This window comes from Planktothrix pseudagardhii (genome assembly GCF_904830925.1).
Lineage (GTDB): Bacteria > Cyanobacteriota > Cyanobacteriia > Cyanobacteriales > Microcoleaceae > Planktothrix > Planktothrix tepida.
The window spans coordinates 1,941,978-1,956,769 of the sequence record NZ_LR882967.1; the positions used below are offsets into that span (position 1 = coordinate 1,941,978).

Consider the following 14,792-nt stretch of genomic DNA (forward strand, 5'->3'; position numbering starts at 1 on the left):
CGTTGAAGATGAGTTTCTAGTGGCATTGAGTTAGAGGGAAAAACAGCCTCTAACTCAAAAAATTCAGAAATTGAGGTTGGAAATCGTCTTTAAAGTGTAACAGAGCACACAAAATTAGCTCGATTGAATCAAAAACATGAGGTCTTAAATGCCACTCCAATGGAATCAACAGCCGGATCATGTGAAACAAGCCTTCCTAGACCAAAAAGCGACATTAGTAATCCTCCCCAAAGGGATGAAATTATGGAAGCTTACTGGTTATAAGCCGTCAAGAAATCCAAATATTCATCGTTTTACACCCCCAATTACTCCTTGGTGGTCTAATTATGACCCATTCAAGGATGATACACGGGGAGTAAAAGGTGTATTAAAAGATTCTATTGCAAAAAGTCAAATATTTTTGGCTTATGTTCGAGACAGATCAGCAGTGACCATTGAGTGGAATAGCTTGACTTACTATATGGAAACAAAGCTTCTGAACGATAAAGAAGCTTTTTGGGGTCGCTACGCGCCACAGCCTGTATCCAAAAACCCAATTTATCAGACGCTATACGACGGTGTGTATTATCCTGAAGCGTTAGGAGGGTGGCCTGATGCTTTTCAGTTATATATCCCGAATTTACAAACAGCAGATCTGGCAACACCTGAATGGTTCAGTTCCACTGATAACAAAGCATTGAAGGCGCAGTTCGGCATATAAAGCCTGAAAAAGGGAAAAAAACAGTCTCTAACTCAAAAAATTCAGAAATTGCCATCTGAGATCGTCTTATAGATACAGATGCCTAAGCCCGGAACCGGGCTACCCCGAAAAAAAATCAGTTTACAGGTAAATAACATGGGCGAATCATCAATTGTTAAAGTTGACCCCAATGAGGACAAGCTCCAATTAGTCATCAAAACGGATGGAAAAGAGGAAATCTATTCACTTTTGGTTAAACCAAGCTACACATCTGTGTTAGTTGTTGAAGCTGAAAGGGAAATTTTGCAGACTTTATCGATTGAAAAAGTCATATTGAACTTAAAAACTACTGGTGATTTGATGTACCTGGCATTTAATGCCTTGTCAGGGGTACCGAATATCCAGGTCAAGATGTCTGACCTACAAAGATCGTTCTATGAAGCTTGTACAGATTGCATAACGACAGTTCAAGGTTTTGTAACAAAGTCTGATGATGTCATTGAGAATATATTCTCGGCTTATAGCTTCTTATATCAGATTGAGGAAGAGGCAGCTGTGGATATAATTTCACAGTGTGGAGAGACTGCAAAAGAGATGGCTCAGGAAGCCAGAGCTTTAGCTGCTCGTTTTAAGAAAATTATAGCTGACTGTACCGTTGTACATAATGAGTCACTGGAGTTAAGAAATATTAAGAATGAAGACCGAGAAAAGTTAAAGCAGGGTTTAGCTGAGTTGGCGGCCGTTCAGAAAAACGCTGAGACGCTTCAAGAGCAGATTAAATCATCACTAGAACAAATCAATATAGAATATGAGGAAGCTAAACAGATAGAGCAAAGAGAGTCCCAAAGGGCTTTTGATCTAGGACTCGCCTCTACAATTATGGGGGGTCTGTCTGCGGCTTTTGGTGCAGGAGTTCAAATGTTCGCTGCTGCAAAAACTGGGGGATTGATAGGGGGAAATTTAGGCGGTGGAAGCACTTCAGCAGCTAACACCCAAACCTCATCGACGAACCCGACGATAAAGAAGGTAGACTCATCAATAGCTGATTTGGAGAAAGCCACGAAAGAGGAACTTGCACTTCAGCGAAAAAAACTTAAAGTTGAGCAAGAAATTGTTGAGTGCAACAAAAATATAAAAGACCTGCCTGATTCGCCTGCAAAAGAAGCTGAAAAACAGAAACTCCAACAAAAAACCCAAGAAAACCAATTATTAACGCAGCAGTTAGAACAAGCAAAACTAGCCCTCGAAGGTCTTCAAAAAGCCACAGATCGGATGTCACAGGACTTGAAAGAAATGTCAAGTTCCTCACAGTCTGCACTAGAGCGGGCGTCAACTCACAAACTTAATTTGTTCAATGCCCGGAATAAACTTGCAGAGGATAGCCGTCAAACGATGGCAAAACTTGCAGAATATGCAGTACGAGTCTCAAATACAAAAATCGACATTGATAATACAGCTATGGCGATTGAAAGCCTCGAATGTGCAGTTCGCGCTCTCGCCCAAGCCCACGTTGCATTGACTGAGACAGCATTATTTTGGGATTCAATGGCGAATTTCTGTGAAAGGTTGCAATCCCCAAGGGCTCAACAGTCACTGAAAAGCGCTATGAAAATCCAATCTGAGGAGAAACGGCGTAAGGCTTACTCTCAACCAGTTTTCATGAGAGGAGCCCTTGATCTGCTCTGTAGATGGGTGGCTGTGAATAGCGTCTCTAAAAAATATCTGGTTGCTTCAAATGAGGTATTTCAAAAAGTTGGAGCTAACATCGCATCCGCACCTTCAATTGAAGCAGGGCAAAAAGCAGCACCAGCCTTAGCTCAATCAGTTCTTAAAAATCTTAATGCAGAACTGACAACTTTAGATGTTCAAGCGGTGCTTGTTCCTTAAAAATCAAACTTGAGCTATTTATCTAAGCTTGCTTAAACCCTAATAAAGCGAGACTTCTAAGATATTGGGTGTTGTGATGCTTTGCTCCACAACACTCACTAGCTCTTGTCCTTTCCTCACACCCTTTTGTTTCAACCCCTGTGTTGACGACATAAAACAATTACTAACCCACTCTAACATTCTTAACCCATACATCAATCATGTAGGTAAAATGAGCGATTTAACAATACTGAAACAAGATAATCTGGGCCTTTGGGTAGAACCTTATATAACCAATAAAGAAAAGATAGAGACACTTATAATTCCTCAAACAATTGACAGTAAATTTGTGGCTGATTCTAGGACCCAGATTCTTGGAGTTTTGTCAATGGATTCGTTAGTGCGGAATTTGCAAAATTCTGGGGATTTAGTGTTTCTAGCATTCAATGCTTCGGCGGGAACAGAGATTCAGTCCCAAGTCGCTGGAATCCAGTTTTCACTGCATAAAATTTCCGGCCAATGTATTAACACACTCGACATATATATCAGTCAATGTCAACAAATCATGATCGCTCTAGTTAAAATATACAAATATCTATTGACAGGTAAAGAAGCATTAGCCGGTATTCAATTAGAGTATTGCGCGAAGATTGCAAACCAGATGGGTATTTATGCCAAAACTTTAGGGGATAGTTTTGAAAATCTTTATAATCAGTCCTACGATGTCAGTAAAAATTCATTAAATTTACGGAATCTTAGTTATGCTGAAAAGACTAACCTAACTAAAGAATTGAATGAATTTAATGAATTGCAGACAAACGCGAAAATCTACCAAGATAATCTTTTAAAAGATATTGATAAGCTGATTATAGATCATTGTGATTCCCTCTTGAAAATAGAAGAGTCTGCTGGTGGAGGCTTTAGCGGTTTTGTTGCCGGTTTTTTAGGGTTTTTTGGAGTCAATGTTCCTGACCCAAGAAAGGAACTGATAGCTCAAGAAAATTCTCGATACTTTAGTGAAATGCAACGTCTTCAGCAACAAAAAATTGAAACTCTTTTAAAAATTAGCAGATATGCAGGACAAATTTCCAGCATCGAAAGCAGTATTTCTGATGCTGCCAGATCTGTTGAGAGTTTCCAGACTGTATATAAAGCACTCTCTACAATCGTGGTTTCATTGAAGCAGGAAACAATTTTCTGGTATTCAATGGAGAGCTACTGTAATAACCTTAAAAAATTCAAAAACCTTCAACCCCACGAAAGCTTATCTTTAGAGAAGAAGATTCAGAGATATTCTAGCCAGCAATTTATTAATATGTTCTTGCGGAGCTTATCTCAATGGATGGCTGTCTATGGAATTTCTAAGGAATCTTTAGTGGCAGCAAAAATTCTGGAAAATCAAGTAGCAGCTAATATACAGACACAACCTTCAATCGAAACGGCTAAAAAACTAACACCTGAGTTAGCTAAAAAACTTTTCGGTTCTGTCAATATGCAGATTCAAGCTTTAGAACAGGCTACAAATCCCATCGGCTAAGGTTGAGAACAAGCCTGCTCATAGCTGATGGAATACCTGCAATAGATTGGGAATCATCGCTATCTAAAGTTAATCCACCAACTCCTGAATTAAGTCATGGATAAACACAACTACCGGAGTATACAAATGAATTTTTGTTCGACTAAAATACCACTCAGTAAAGCCAAGTTCATAGGTAAAACGTTAGTCGTTTTTATTCTATCTTTACTGCTGTTTTTCCCAACTCCTGCATTAGCATTTGACTTTAATAGTTTTTTAAATAAAGCTGTTAATGAAATTCAGAAAGTTGACTTAAATAAAGTCGTTAATGATATTCAGAAAGGTGACTTGAATCAAGTCTCTAATGAGCTTCAGAAAATTGACTTCAATCCAGTCATTAATCTGATTAAGAATACAGTTAATTCTCCTGCAAGTGTAGATCCATCTATTGCCTATAACCAGGAGCTACAATCCTACATATCTAAACTTACAGTAGATTTCAAGGGTATACTAAAGTCAATTCAGGAACTTCCCAACCTCCCTGAGAAGGAAGGTCAAGAAAGTCTGGCAACGATAGACAGTCAACTACAAAAACTTAAAGAGGATTCAAGCAACCGTGCCAAACAGTTTGATACTTGGAGCAGTGAGCAAAAGAAAAAATATGAAGAACTTCTGAATAACATCAACACAATGTATCAAGAGCAACAGGTTTTGAAGAGAGAAGTGGAAGCCAAGAAAGCAGAATTACCCATGGTAGAACGTGAATTAGGTCTTGAGGGCAGTCAGTATGACGAAGCTTACAATAAGTACGAAAAACTGAACCGCGAGATACAGGATAATTTGGCAGCGGCGAGGCACGTTAGAAGGGAATTAGATGGACTAACCTTTGATCCACTAGGGCTTAAAAGCTCGTTCAATGAAGAAATAAGAAGATACGAAGGTAAAAATCAAGAACTTGAACCGCTCAGAAATGATCTAAAATTCCGATTGGATCGGATCTCGCAACTCCGCAATGCCGTTGAAAGCAAGAAAGCAGAACTCAGGTCGAAGCAGTCTCGTATCGATACATTAGAACAAAATAAAACCAAGTTAGAGAGCAACAGGCAGACAATAGCTGAAGCAGCAGTCCTAGCCACTAGAATGTCTTCATTTTGCAATAAAGCTGAAAACGACATCAATTTGGCAAAACAAAATATCGGGAACGTCAAAGAGTATGCGGATGCACTTTCTTCTTTCAGTGACCCGGAGATCTTGGGTGAAATCAAAGATTTGGCTACATTAGTCACGAACTTAAGTAATAAAGTCTCTCAAGGAATTTAGAACACCCATTCAGCCATCCGCGCTGATCAGCTAAGGTTCACAAAATACCTTTTAGACATGACTTAGGAAATAGGCGCAATAGATGGCAATTATCGCTATCTATTGCTATGTAAACTTAAGCCAAGAAACTACTGAGTTAATTTATGGACACCCAAAACTACCAGATTATAAAAATGACATTTTTTACCCAGAAAAACCTACTAAGTCAAGCCAAGATTGTGTGGAAAACCTTAGTCATTTTGCTTCTATCTGCACTTCTTTTTGTGCCAAAACCAGCATTGGCATTAGACTATAATGGCACAATACAGTCCTATATATCTAATGCTAAAGTAGAGTTAGATGGCGTACTGACAGCGATTGAAAAACTGCCCAATCTGTCTTACGAGACTGGTAAAGCAACACTATCAGAGATAGAGAGTCAATTACAAAAAATTCAAACCGAAGCCGGGAAGAATAGCGCAGATTTTCAGAAGTTGAGCGATGAAGGTCAAAAAGAGTCCAATAAACTTCTTAATGAGATCAACAAGCTATATGTCTCCCAACAAGCTTTGGAGAAGGAAGTGCAGAGGAATGAAGTGGAATACCAGCAAAAACAAAGTGAACTAGAGCGCATTCAACGGGCTGCAAAAAAACTGGGAGCGCAAGTGGACAATCAGTTTATCCAAGGAGCCGATAATTTCAGGAAGTATTTGGAAAAAAATAAGTCAGATCTATTATTAATCCGGTCTAGGCTGAACGCTTTAAAAGACAGTAGAGCCAAGTTAGAGAATGATAACCAGAAGTTGTCCGACGGAATAGTATTAGCCAATAAAATCTGCACACTGTCTGATCACCTAGAAAAGCGAATCAACTTGGTAACACAAAAAGCCGGAAACGTCAAAAAGTATGGGGATGCACTTGAGTCTTTCAGTGACCCGGATATCTTAAGTGAAATTAGCGAATTTAATGAAATGGTGGCAAATTTAACCACGAACTTATAACAGGTTCAGTAAGTTATAAGGCTCCACACAATAGATGGCAATCATCGCTATCTATTGCTATCTAAATTTAAACCCAGAAACTACTGATTTAATTTATGAGTTCCCAAAACCAACGGAGTATGAAAATAAAATTTTTTACCCAGAAAGACCTACTAAATCAAGCCAAGATTGTGTGGAAAACCTTGGTAATTTTGATTCTAGCTGTACTGCTTTTTGTGCCAACACCCGCTTTGGCATTGGATTATAATGGCACGCTACAGTCATACATATTTAACGTTAAGGTAGAGTTAGATGGCGTACTAACAGCGATTAAAAAACTCCCCAATCTGTCTTACGAGAGTGGTAAAGCAACACTGTCAGAGATAGACAGTCAATTACAGAAAATTCAAACCGAAGCCCGGAAGAATGCCACAGATTTTCAGCAGTTGAGCAATGAATCTCAGAGAGAGTACGAAAATCGTCTTAATAGAATCAATCAGCTACAAAAAGAGCAGGCAAATCAAGGATATAATGAAAATATCACTCTGGAATATAAAGTTTTTTCTCCAAACCCTATAACACGCGACATCAGTATATTCGGCGATAATAAGTATGTATACTTTTTTGACTTTGTTATCAACCATTGTGAAGCTAATAAACCTGTACCTGAAGGTAAGACTGGCTATATATATTTCACATTTCTTCCCTGCGTAGAAAGACTTGTTGGATCTGATAATGATGATAATCTAAAAAACTTTAAAGAAGCGATGAAACTTTACTATATAATAGACCGAATCTATCAAGTGGCGGTTTACAACGGTTGCAAAACAGACCTTAGCTCCAAAGAATTCATGAACTGCGCCGTCCCCGCCCTTGATCAAGCTACTGCCGGTGGGCCAAATTTAGCCAACAGTGGAACATATTACATCCAAGCCGCAGGAGCTATAACCCGGAAGCCGGAAACAATCCGGTTTTTAGAAGCCTATTATATTGAGAAAAGTTTAAGAACTTTACGAATAGAAACTCCTGTGTTACAGAAGGCAATAGTATTAACCAATAAAATCTCCCAACTGTCTGATCACCTAGAAAAGCGAATCAACTTGGCAATACAAAAAGCCGGGAACGTCAAAGAGTATGGGGATGCCCTTAAGTCTTTCAGTGACCCGGATATCTTAAGTGAAATTAGCGAACTCAATGGAATGGTGGCAAATTTAACCACGAACTTATAAAGTGACAAAAGAGAGTTTATTGGTGGATTGATTTAGAAAAAAACGCCTCTAACTCAAAAAATTCAGAAATTGAGCTTGGGAAACGTCTTATTAGTGTAGAAAGGAAAGACAAACCTCAATCTTTAGGTAAAAACTCACAAATACAAGGAGTAATTAAAGTGAACTTAAATCGTTGGATTAAGGCGATCTCGGTCTTAATATTTGTTGTTAGCTTGGCACTGATTACCAGTCCCTTGTCTGCTAATGCTGCTTCAAGTAGTTATCAACTGACCTGCGAAGATATTGATATTTACGGTTCGGTATTAGAAGCGACTTGCAGAAGAAGAGATCAATCACTGAATCAGACTGATTTATTGTTGAAAGGGATTGAAAATATTGATGGAACTCTCAAGGTCACTTCTTCTTGGAGACCTGCTAATTTTGATCAGTCTTGTGATGATATCTCGATTCGTGGAGATGTCATTTCTGCTCGATGTCGAACCAGAGCGGGTTATTATGTTTCAACCAGTCTCCGTCTAACTGGAATTGAAAACATTGATGGAGAACTTCAATATACCAGTGAGCCAACAGATGAACCAGTCGCCTTTAATGAGGCTGAGGCTAATGAGGATGTAGAAAGAATTATTAGCGAGATGAGAGCAGATCAAGAGTTCAGATCCCATTTCGATAACGATCAAGAATTTGAGGATTATCTCAACAGATTCCGAGAAAGTTGGAATTAAAAAAATTTGGGTTGAATTTGAGTCAGTTGCTCAATCACCATTTGCTATTTATTGTTAAGCTATTTTTGATGAAGGGCGATCGCGTATCTTTCCCAAAGGAGCGTGATCGCTTTTTATGTTTATGAGAAATGCGATCGCATCGAGGAAAATTATACCTCACAACTTAATAGACATTGCCACAGCGAGATTGAAGTTGCACTTCAGATAATCCAAAGTTTTGCTGACTTAAAACGATGATTTGTTGAATAAATTTATCATAGCGTTGAGAAGAAGATGCCAACAAATTATCGTCGCTGGCACTAACCAAAGACTGATTAATTTTAGTCCAATTTTTACCCTGCTGTTTAAGATCAGTGTCTTTTGTCTCCATATTGTTGAACATCTTCTACGGATAACAAAAGTTAAAACAGGTTTCAGCATTTCCTATCTCTGGTTTCCAGGTTGAACCTAGAAACCAGAGGTGATTACAAATCAATAAAGGGTTCAGTGTCGTCAATACTGGGTTCGGGAGGCGTTTCAACGGCTGGAGTCGAAACGTTATTATCCGTTGGATTTTCAACAGGTTGGGTGGAAATATTATTATCTATTGGTTCTTCAATCGGTTGGGTAGAAACGTTATTATCTATTGGTTCTTCAACAGGTTTAATTAAGGCACTATTCGCCCTTACAAAACAGTTTGCAGGTGTGCCATCGGGTTTTTTCTTAACAAAAATCCAAGGTAGAAATTGATCATCAAAGGTAATTACAAAACCGCCATAGCTCGGTTGTGCCCGGAACACTTCATCCGGTTTTAAAGTGGTGACAGCCGGCCAACTACTAATAGCTGGAAATCCGGGGTTATCAGGATTCCAAATCTCTTCAATCGGGGCATTTCCCATGCGACAATTTAATCCATTTGGATCGGAATCAACCACTTGCCAATATAAATGATCGGATTTAGTCATATAATTTCCTCGATCATTCGGTTCAGGAAGAGACTTCGCCGCCCAAACAGGTGTGATTCCCAGGAGGAAAACCAACCCTAAACCTAAAATCACTATCCTATAAATTGCTTTGAATCGGTTTAGCATCATAGTCCTCATTGAATTAGGATTGTTCAACAGTAAGGAATATACCGTTTTATTTCGCTTGGAAGCAACCCCGGTCTAGGGTCACAAAAAATTGGGTAGCACGATAGGGCTATCCGTTCCTATTATTCTAACACTTCTATAGAATTTCCTTAAATAATATCCTCGCAGTAAATACTCAATAATAACACTGATTTATCTCCTCTAGCAATCACAATCCTTGGCTCTGTTGCTGTTAAACTATTTCTAATTAAAGAATTCTCTGTTGAATAAATTTATTATATTGAGGAGCTTCTTGTCAATGGTGAGGAATCAATTTCCACCGGATTTTATGTGGGGAGTGGCGACAGCATCTTATCAAATTGAAGGTGCTGTGGCGGAGGGAGGACGGAAACCCAGTGTTTGGGATACCTTTAGTCAAACCCCTGGACGGGTATTAAATGGGGAAACGGGTGATCCTGCTTGTGATCATTATCATCGTTATGAAACAGATATTCAACTGATGGTTGAATTAGGAATTAAACATTATCGGTTTAGTATTGCTTGGTCGCGAATTATTCCCGATGGACGAGGAACTGTGAATGAAGCTGGACTGGATTTTTATCAACGTTTAGTCGATACCTTATTAAAGAATGGAATTACCCCCCATGCGACTTTATTTCATTGGGATAGTCCCCAAGCTTTAGAGGATTTATATGGGTCTTGGCGTAGTCGAGAAATGGCTCAGGATTTTGCCGATTATGTGGCGGTTGTTGTTAATAAATTAGGCGATCGCATTACCTCTTGGATGACCATTAATGAAATTCCTTGTTTTACCCATTTAGGTTATCAAGTCAATGCCCTTCCTCCCCATGCACCGGGAACCATTGTTTCCCGCCCCAAAGAAGTTTGGCAAACCTCCCATCATGCCTTATTAGCTCATGGGTTAGGGGTGCAAGCCATTCGGGCAAATTCGACGGTTCCTTGTACCGTTTCTTTAGTCGATAATTGTGCGGTAACAGTTCCCATTACAGAAACACCAGAAAATATTTTAGCCGCCCAAAAAGCCTTTGCCCTTTGTGGTGAAAATGGGGGAATTATCTTTCCGGCTTTAACCGGTTCCTATAGTCCCGTTTTATTGGAATTATTAGGAAATGAAGCCCCGGATATTTTACCCGGAGATTTAGAAATTATTCATCAGCCCTTAGACCAATTAGGATTAAATATTTACTCAGCAACTTATGTCCGTGCATCTGATAATTCTCAGGGGTTTGAATTTCTGGGACTACCTAAAGGATATCCTCGCATGAATATGCCTTGGTTGAATATCGTTCCTGAGTGTATTTATTGGGGAATTCGTCATATCAGTGAAACCTTAGATCGAGCAGATTTACCTATTTTAATTACAGAAAGTGGCTGTGCAGCCGAAGATGAATTAACTCCCCAAGGAGAAGTCATCGATACGGATCGGATTATGTATTTACGTCAGCATTTTAAATCAGCTTATCGTGCTCTTGTTGAACGATATCCCTTAAAAGGATATTTCGTTTGGAGCTTAATGGATAACTTTGAATGGGCTTGGGGTTATCAACGTCGTTTTGGCTTAATTTATCTGGATTATATTACACAAAAACGCATCCCTAAAGCCAGTTTTCAATGGTATGCTGAATGTATTCGGCAAAATCGGGTCGTTTAGCCTCATCTTTAAGCCTAGGGGAAGTCAGAAACAACTTAGACTCAAAGTGTTAGCAAAAAATTCAGTTTTAGCCGAGAGTTTAATATTTTTATTTATTTCTCCTAGCTAACTTTTGTTATGAATACAATACTTTCTTCCCCTATTACCCCGGCTCTCCAATCGGGCGAACCTCACAGTATCCAACCTGGGTATTATCAAGCGATGGAACGGTTAATTACTGTTGTGCAGGAACTTTCTCTGGCGCGGGATTTGCCAACCATTATGACGATTGTTAAACACGCAGCCCGCGAACTGACCAAATCTGACGGGGCGAGTTTTGTTTTGCGAGATCAGGATCAATGTTTTTATGCTGATGAAGATTCCATTGCTCCTCTGTGGAAAGGTCAAAGATTTCCGATAGAAATTTGTCTTGGAGGTTGGACAATGATTCATCGTCAACCTGCAATTATTTCTGATATTTATGGGGATGAACGAGTTCCCTATGCCGCCTATCAACCCACCTTTGTTAAGAGTTTAGCAATGGTTCCCATTCGTACCCTTGACCCGATTGGGGCGATTGGAATTTATTGGGCAATTTTGCATCAACCGACTGCTGAAGAAGTGAAATTATTACAAGCTTTAGCCGATACAACCGCAGTAGCGATGGAAAATGTTCAAGTTTATTCTGAATTAGAACAACGAGTCCGCCATCGTACTTCCCAATTACAAACTTTAAATCAACAATTAGCTGAAGAAATTGGAGAACGACGAAAAGCAGAAGCAGAAGTCAGACAATTATCTTTAACGGATGAACTAACCGGATTATTAAATCGTCGGGGATTTTTTGTTTTAGCTGAACAACAATTAAAGTTAGCTCGACGTTTACACACATCTTGTTGGATCATTTTCATAGATTTAGATGGCTTAAAAATAGTCAATGATACTTGGGGTCATGACCAGGGAGATGCTTTGATTCGGGCTATGGCTCAAGTTTTGAAACAAACCTTTCGAGAGTCTGATATTGTTGCCCGTTTGGGAGGAGATGAATTTGTAATTTTTGCTCCTAATTGTATCGGTTATTGTGAAAATATAGAAAGTCGTTTAAAATACGAAATTGATCAGTTTAATGAAAATAGCTTTTTCAGTTTTCAGTTATCGATGAGTGTTGGCAGTATTAATTTTAATCCCAGTTATCATACTCGTCTGGAAGAATTAGTCACTCAAGCAGATGAATTAATGTATACCCAAAAACGCCTGAAACGGAATCAAAAATCCGTGTGTTAACTTTGAATGAAATCTCAATCGTTAATATGAAAAAATTTTTGATTTTTAGCTTATTATTTATAATAAGTTTGGTTTTAGTGACTTGTGCGGAACAGTCTCAACATTTATCTCAAAACACCTCTACTTCTAATCTCAAGTCGCCTTTAACTATTTGGTGGACAAAAGGGTTTTATCCCGAAGAAGATGAAGCGTTGCAAACGGTGATTAAAGCTTGGGAACAACAAACTGGACTCAAAGCAGAACTGACATTATTTAGTGATGATGAAAACTTAAAACAAACACTAAACGCCTTAGAAACCCAAAATTTACCCGATATTGTTTATAATCGACGGTTAGAATTTGCCGTCAATCCTAAAGCGGCTTGGGAAGGTAAAGTTGCTGAGGTTTCCGATATTATTAAACCTATCAAAACCCTTTATACTCCCAGCGCGATTCAATCGGTTTATCTCTACAATCAGACATCTAAGAAATTTGGCTATTACGGTGTACCTCTTCAGCAGCAAACTTTACATCTCCATTATTGGCGAGATTTACTGGAAGAAGCCGGATTTCAAGAACGTGATATTCCCAAAGATTGGAATAATTTCTGGGCTTTTTGGCAAGAGGTACAAATGAAAATTCTCCCCATGCCCAGGAAGCTAAAAGTTTTCTCTCTTTTTTAGCAAAACCAGAAATCCTTTTAAACTATTTAAAAGGGTCTGCTGGACGTTATTTCCCCGTTATGCCACAACTGTTATCAGATCCATTTTGGAATAATACGAATGATCCCCATCTCAAGGTCGCATCAGAACAATTTCGTTTTGTTGCGCCGTTGTCTTCGATTCTGTTTGCACCCTATTCCCAAATTTTTGCTGAAAATGTATGGGGAAAAGCAATAGAACAGGTCATTGTTGAGGGTTTATCTCCAGAAGCAGCAACGGAGATGGCTATTGCTGAAATTCAAACAATATTTGCCGAGTGGAAAGTTCAGGAGTAAACTAATAAAAGATAGCTTTTTCAAGTTGCCTGATTCTAAACCCTAAATTTCTCCACATTTTCCAAATGGTTCTAACCATGAGAATAAACTTATTTTCCCGTCACTTTGCAAGATTTATAGCCTTGTTAATGGTCAGTTTCGTTTTAATCACTTGTACAAGTCAATCCCCTAAAAAGCCTGAGAATATTCAACAAAAATCAGAATTAACCATCTGGTGGAATCGAGGATATTATCCAGAACAAGATGAAGCAATTGAAAAAGTGGTCGAGAACTGGAAACAAGTAACGGGGAATCAAGTTAAGCTGTCTTTTTTTAGTGAAGATGATACCTTAAAAGAAGCGATTACAGCCTTAAAAGTCGGAAATCCTCCAGATATTTTATTTTCCGAACGGGCTGATTTTACCTTAATTCCTCAATGGGCTTGGGAGGGAAAATTAGCGGATGTTTCTGGGGTGATGGAACCGATTCAAAGCTTATATGAACCCAGTGCTATCGCATCAGTTTATCTGAAGAATAAAGCTACTCAAAAACGGTCTTATTATGCCATTCCCTTAATGGAGCAAACGCTTCATATTCACTACTGGCGAGCATTACTTCAAGAAGGGGGAATTGATCCTCAAAATTTACCTCAAAATTGGTCAGAATTTTGGCAGATTTGGCAACAAGCTCAAGCTAATTTAAAAACGTCGGGACAAACGGAAATTTATGGTTTAGGTTTACCGATGTCCGTTGAATCTTCAGATACTTATTTAATTTTTGAACAATTTTTAATTGCCCATGATGTTCAACTTTTCGATGAGCAGGGAAATTTACAATTAGATCAACCCACTGTTCGTCAAGGAATTATAGATACCTTGAATGAATATACTAATTTTTATCTTCAGGGAAATGTTCCCCCGGCTGCGATTAATTGGTTGAATGCGGATAATAATACTAATTTCTTGAACCGTAGTACCATTATGACCCTCAATCCGAGTTTATCCATTCCGGGTTCCCAACGGGAAGATCAAGACATTTATCAACATCAACTGGTGACAGCACTCTTTCCTAATACCCCCAAGGGTCAACGGATGAAACATTTAGTTTCTGTTAAAGAAGCGGTGGTTTTTTCGGAAGCTCAGAATCCAAAACTAGCACAACAATTTCTGACCTATCTCATTGAACCTAAAAATCTTAGTGCTTATGTTCAAGGCACTGGGGGAAGGTATTTCCCGGTTATGAGGCAACTTTGGAATGATCCTTTTTGGCAAAATCCTAATGATCCTCATTTAAAAGTGGCATCTCAACAATTTCAATCCAATAAAACTCAACCTTTATATCATGTTATCAACCCCGCTTATGCTCAGGTTCAAACGGAAAATATTTGGGGTCAAGCGATTAAAGCCGTATTAACTCAAGGGGTCTCTCCAGAACAGGCAACCGATCAGGCAATTCAACGGATCAAAGAAATTTTTGATCAGTGGCAACAGAAGTGATTACTTCCCGATTTATCGTAACATTTTATCCCCTTTCATCTATTC

General features: G+C 38.8%; 14 protein-coding genes. 12 read left to right on the top strand and 2 right to left on the bottom strand.

Annotated elements, in window-relative coordinates; genetic code table 11:
• Positions 1-148: 148 nt before the first annotated feature.
• The 7 genes from NMK36_RS08275 to NMK36_RS08305 all read left to right on the top strand — a co-directional run bounded on the left by NMK36_RS08275 (position 149) and on the right by NMK36_RS08305 (position 8,291).
• Positions 149-700: a hypothetical protein gene (locus NMK36_RS08275; protein ID WP_072720911.1), complete on the top strand. Its 552-nt coding sequence runs from the start codon at positions 149-151 to the stop codon at positions 698-700.
• Between the two features lie 135 nt (positions 701-835).
• Positions 836-2,566, top strand: a complete 1,731-nt coding sequence (locus tag NMK36_RS08280; RefSeq protein ID WP_254173508.1) for a hypothetical protein — start codon at positions 836-838, stop codon at positions 2,564-2,566.
• Between the two features lie 211 nt (positions 2,567-2,777).
• On the top strand, positions 2,778-4,082 hold the full coding sequence (locus NMK36_RS08285) for a hypothetical protein (protein ID WP_254173509.1): 1,305 nt from the start codon (positions 2,778-2,780) through the stop codon (positions 4,080-4,082).
• Between the two features lie 126 nt (positions 4,083-4,208).
• The gene (locus NMK36_RS08290; RefSeq protein WP_254173510.1) at positions 4,209-5,381 is read left to right on the top strand and encodes a hypothetical protein; all 1,173 of its coding nucleotides are present in this window, start codon (positions 4,209-4,211) and stop codon (positions 5,379-5,381) included.
• A 143-nt stretch (positions 5,382-5,524) separates the two neighbouring features.
• Positions 5,525-6,361, top strand: coding sequence for a hypothetical protein (locus NMK36_RS08295; RefSeq protein WP_254173511.1), 837 nt, complete (start codon positions 5,525-5,527; stop codon positions 6,359-6,361).
• A 119-nt stretch (positions 6,362-6,480) separates the two neighbouring features.
• Positions 6,481-7,569 (top strand): hypothetical protein, encoded by a 1,089-nt coding sequence (locus NMK36_RS08300; protein ID WP_254173512.1) that lies wholly within the window; start codon positions 6,481-6,483, stop codon positions 7,567-7,569.
• A 158-nt stretch (positions 7,570-7,727) separates the two neighbouring features.
• Positions 7,728-8,291, top strand: a complete 564-nt coding sequence (locus NMK36_RS08305; protein ID WP_254173513.1) for a CVNH domain-containing protein — start codon at positions 7,728-7,730, stop codon at positions 8,289-8,291.
• A 163-nt stretch (positions 8,292-8,454) separates the two neighbouring features.
• Here the strand turns inward: NMK36_RS08305 and NMK36_RS08310 are convergent, their stop codons facing one another.
• Together NMK36_RS08310 and NMK36_RS08315 are read right to left on the bottom strand one after the other, a co-directional pair.
• A complete protein-coding gene (locus tag NMK36_RS08310) occupies positions 8,455-8,661 on the bottom strand; it encodes a hypothetical protein (protein ID WP_072720508.1) in 207 nt (68 codons plus the stop codon).
• 94 nt (positions 8,662-8,755) lie between these two features.
• Complete coding sequence (locus NMK36_RS08315; protein WP_186440415.1) at positions 8,756-9,364, bottom strand: hypothetical protein; 609 nt, start codon at positions 9,362-9,364, stop codon at positions 8,756-8,758.
• A gap of 295 nt (positions 9,365-9,659) precedes the next feature.
• Between NMK36_RS08315 and NMK36_RS08320 the strand changes: the two genes are divergently transcribed.
• From NMK36_RS08320 to NMK36_RS08340, 5 genes are all read left to right on the top strand, one after another.
• Positions 9,660-11,033, top strand: a complete 1,374-nt coding sequence (locus NMK36_RS08320) for a GH1 family beta-glucosidase (RefSeq protein ID WP_072720506.1) — start codon at positions 9,660-9,662, stop codon at positions 11,031-11,033.
• 117 nt (positions 11,034-11,150) lie between these two features.
• The gene (locus tag NMK36_RS08325) at positions 11,151-12,296 is read left to right on the top strand and encodes a GGDEF domain-containing protein (protein ID WP_083580101.1); all 1,146 of its coding nucleotides are present in this window, start codon (positions 11,151-11,153) and stop codon (positions 12,294-12,296) included.
• Between the two features lie 26 nt (positions 12,297-12,322).
• Positions 12,323-12,958 (top strand): ABC transporter substrate-binding protein, encoded by a 636-nt coding sequence (locus NMK36_RS08330; RefSeq protein WP_245824308.1) that lies wholly within the window; start codon positions 12,323-12,325, stop codon positions 12,956-12,958.
• 59 nt (positions 12,959-13,017) lie between these two features.
• Positions 13,018-13,272 (top strand): hypothetical protein, encoded by a 255-nt coding sequence (locus tag NMK36_RS08335; protein WP_072720504.1) that lies wholly within the window; start codon positions 13,018-13,020, stop codon positions 13,270-13,272.
• Positions 13,273-13,400: 128 nt separating this feature from the next.
• Positions 13,401-14,747 carry an ABC transporter substrate-binding protein gene (locus NMK36_RS08340; RefSeq protein ID WP_254173514.1) on the top strand — a complete coding sequence of 449 codons (1,347 nt, stop codon included), beginning with the start codon at positions 13,401-13,403 and terminating at the stop codon, positions 14,745-14,747.
• The last annotated feature ends 45 nt before the right edge of the window (positions 14,748-14,792 follow it).

Coding starts and splice junctions, on each gene's coding strand:
- NMK36_RS08340 (WP_254173514.1), top strand. CDS start 13,401: ATGGTCAGTTTCGTTTTAATCACTTGTACAAGTCAATCCCCTAAAAAG.
- NMK36_RS08290 (WP_254173510.1), top strand. CDS start 4,209: ATGAATTTTTGTTCGACTAAAATACCACTCAGTAAAGCCAAGTTCATA.
- NMK36_RS08320 (WP_072720506.1), top strand. CDS start 9,660: ATGGTGAGGAATCAATTTCCACCGGATTTTATGTGGGGAGTGGCGACA.
- NMK36_RS08275 (WP_072720911.1), top strand. CDS start 149: ATGCCACTCCAATGGAATCAACAGCCGGATCATGTGAAACAAGCCTTC.
- NMK36_RS08315 (WP_186440415.1), bottom strand. CDS start 9,364: ATGATGCTAAACCGATTCAAAGCAATTTATAGGATAGTGATTTTAGGT.
- NMK36_RS08295 (WP_254173511.1), top strand. CDS start 5,525: ATGGACACCCAAAACTACCAGATTATAAAAATGACATTTTTTACCCAG.
- NMK36_RS08330 (WP_245824308.1), top strand. CDS start 12,323: ATGAAAAAATTTTTGATTTTTAGCTTATTATTTATAATAAGTTTGGTT.
- NMK36_RS08300 (WP_254173512.1), top strand. CDS start 6,481: ATGAAAATAAAATTTTTTACCCAGAAAGACCTACTAAATCAAGCCAAG.
- NMK36_RS08325 (WP_083580101.1), top strand. CDS start 11,151: ATGAATACAATACTTTCTTCCCCTATTACCCCGGCTCTCCAATCGGGC.
- NMK36_RS08310 (WP_072720508.1), bottom strand. CDS start 8,661: ATGGAGACAAAAGACACTGATCTTAAACAGCAGGGTAAAAATTGGACT.
- NMK36_RS08285 (WP_254173509.1), top strand. CDS start 2,778: ATGAGCGATTTAACAATACTGAAACAAGATAATCTGGGCCTTTGGGTA.
- NMK36_RS08280 (WP_254173508.1), top strand. CDS start 836: ATGGGCGAATCATCAATTGTTAAAGTTGACCCCAATGAGGACAAGCTC.
- NMK36_RS08335 (WP_072720504.1), top strand. CDS start 13,018: ATGCCACAACTGTTATCAGATCCATTTTGGAATAATACGAATGATCCC.